The following is a 2,913-nucleotide window of genomic DNA, read 5'->3' on the forward strand; positions in this document are numbered from 1 at the left end:
CCCCGCCCTCCCCCGGGACTGCAATCCCCAAACCGGCCAGCAGATCCTACCCAAATGGATCATTGCAAATTAGATAAAATGCTGTATTTTGTAGGTATATAGTCAAAGTATACGAGTCGCATAGGATCAGAGGGGGACCACCATGCCCTTCACGCAATTCGACAGCTCCGGAATTTCCCCGTCGACGGCACCTGGGGCCATCCAGACATCGCTGGTCGGCCGCCAGGAGGAGATCCATTCCCTCCGCCAGAACGCCGCCCGGATCCTGCGGGTCCTCCGCAGGGTTCGCGAAAGCTGGTGCGAGAATGACATTCCGCCGGCGCAGGAGCGGTGGGTGCTGGACCAGATTCTGTGGTGCCTGCAGGCCAGCCAGAATCCGCCGTCCGGCGACGAGTACGACCGGATTGAGGCTGCCGGACAGGTGCTCTCGCTGCTGGTCGAGATGCCAGGCGCCAACTTCGAGCCCGACGAATGGGACGATGCCGACTACGACCTTGTGGATTTCGACGCCGATCTCGATGAGGCGGAGTTCCTGGTGACCGGGAACGCCTGGTAGCCGGCCCGGCGCCGGCCGCTGCTGGACCTGTCCCCGTCGCATGCCGAAAAGCTTTGCCGCGCGAGTGGCCTTGTCCTAATCCGAGACGACACTCTTGGCGCGGTACATCTTGTCCCTCTCTCTCGGCATCGACACCGGCGGCACCTTCACCGATGCGGTGCTGTTCGACCCCGGCCGCGGCGTCGTCGCCGCCGCCAAGCGGCTGACCACCAAGCACGACCTGGCTCTGGGCATCGGCGCCGCGATCGACGCGGTGCTGGAGCAGCACCCGGCCGAGATCGCCTTCGTCGGCCTGTCCACCACCCTCGCCACCAACGCCGTGGTCGAGGGCCAGGGCAACCCGGCCTGCCTGATCCTGATCGGCTATCCCGAGGCGGCGCTGGACCGCGCCGGCCTGCGCGAGGCGATCGGCGGCGACCCGGTGGTGGCCGTGGCCGGCGGGCACCGGCCCTCGGGCGAGGAGCAGGCGCCGCTCGACCTCGATGCGGTCCGCGCCGCCGTCCTGCGCCACGCCCCTGCCGTCACCGCCTTCGCCGTGGCCGGCTATTTCGCGGTGCGCAACCCGGCGCATGAGCAGGCGGTGCGCGACCTGGTGGACGACCTGACCGGCAAGCCGGTGACCTGCGGCCACGAGCTGACCTCCGGCCTCGACGCGCCGCGGCGGGCCCTGACCGCCCTGCTCAACGCCCGGCTGATCCCGCTGACCGCGTCGCTGATCCGGGCGGTGCGCGGCCGGCTGGACGCCCGCGGCATCAAAGCGCCGCTGATGGTGGTGAAGGGCGACGGGTCGCTGATCGCCGACCGCTTCGCCTTGGCCCGGCCGGTCGAGACCGTGCTGTCCGGCCCCGCCGCCAGCGTCGTCGGCGCCCGCTGGCTGACCGGCCGCGAGGACTGCTTCGTCTCGGATATCGGCGGCACCACCACCGACATCGCCATCCTCAAGGACGGCCGCCCCCTCGTGAATCGCGAGGGCGCCCAGGTCGGCGGCTGGCGCACCATGGTCGAGGCGGTGGAGATCCGCACCTTCGGCCTCGGCGGCGACAGCGAGGTGCGGATCGAGCCGGGAATCGGCCTGGCCGTCGGGCCGCGCCGGTCGGTGCCGCTGAGCCTGCTGGCGCACCAGCATCCGGAGATGCTGGCGGCGCTGCGCCGCCAGGCCGATCGGGCCGAGGGCATCAGCCTGGACGGCCGCTTCGCCCTGCGGCTGCGCGCGCTCGACACCGACACCCTGTCGCCGCCGGAGCGGCGGATCTGGGACGCGCTGGCCGACGGGCCGCAGCCGCTGGAGACGGTGCTGAGCAGCCACCTGCTCGACCGGCCGCTGGAGCGGCTGGTGGCGCGCGGGCTGGTGATCCTGTCCGGCTTCACCCCGACCGACGCCGCCCATGTGCTGGGGCTGCATGGCGGCTGGTCGCGCGACGCGGCGCTGCTGGGCGCGGCGCTGTGGGCCCGGCGCCCGGCCGAGCCGGGCTGGACCCCGCCGGTCGATGCCGAAGCCTTCGCCCGCTCGGTGCTGGAGCGGCTGACCGCCGACAGCGCGCTCGCCCTGGTCGAGGCGGCGCTGGCGCGCGACGGCGTCGCCGACCCGGCCCGCGAGGCCCGCGGCCTGCTGCCCCGCCGCGCTGTGGCGGGCGACCCCGCGGCCTCCGACCTGCTGCGCCCCACCCTCGCCCTCGGCCTGCCGCTGGTCGGCATCGGCGCCTCGGCCGCGACCTACTATCCGGAGATCGCCCGGCGCCTCGGCACCGAGAGCGTGGTGCCGGAGCATGCCGGCGTCACCAACGCCATCGGCGCGGTGGCCAGCGGCGTGCTGCAGCGGGCCATCGTCACCATCACCGCGCCGGAGGAAGGCCGCTTCCGCGTCCACGCCCCGGCCGGCATCCGCACCTTCGGCAGCCTGGAGGAAGCCGCCGCCCATGCCGAGGCCGAGGCGCGCGGCCGGGCCGAGGCCCTGGCCCGCGAGGCCGGCGGTCAGGAGGTGGCGGTCACCGTCACCCGCGCCGACCGGGTGGTATCGATGGCCGGCGGCCTCGACCTGTTCGTCGAAAGCACCGTCACCGCCACCGCCGCCGGCCGGCCGCGGATGGGGTGAGGCGGCGGATCAGCCTGAGCCGAAATTTGGCCTTCTATCCTCCCCCTCCCCTTGCGGGAGGGGGTAGGGGGAGGGGTTTTGGCGCCGATGGAATTGAACTTGAGCGTCACCACGGTCCTGCGGACATCCTGGCTGGTTCCACGCCGGCTCCCGTCATCGACACCCCCTCCCCCTACCCCCTCCCGCGGGGGAGGGGGAGAGTGAAAAGCATAGCCGGCTCAAGGATCGAACCCTGAAAAAGCTCCGCAAGTGGGAGAGGCTAGCC

Annotated in this window: 2 protein-coding genes; both read left to right on the forward strand. The window is 72.1% G+C overall.

What is annotated here, in order from left to right; all coding sequences use genetic code 11:
* The first annotated feature begins 142 nt into the window (after nt 1-142).
* The gene (locus AAHM41_RS39760) at nt 143-556 is read left to right on the forward strand and encodes a hypothetical protein (protein WP_342242174.1); all 414 of its coding nucleotides are present in this window, start codon (nt 143-145) and stop codon (nt 554-556) included.
* A gap of 109 nt (nt 557-665) precedes the next feature.
* Nucleotides 666-2,648: a hydantoinase/oxoprolinase family protein gene (locus AAHM41_RS39765; RefSeq protein WP_342242175.1), complete on the forward strand. Its 1,983-nt coding sequence runs from the start codon at nt 666-668 to the stop codon at nt 2,646-2,648.
* Nucleotides 2,649-2,913: the final 265 nt, after the last annotated feature.

Source organism: Inquilinus sp. OTU3971 (assembly GCF_038440215.1).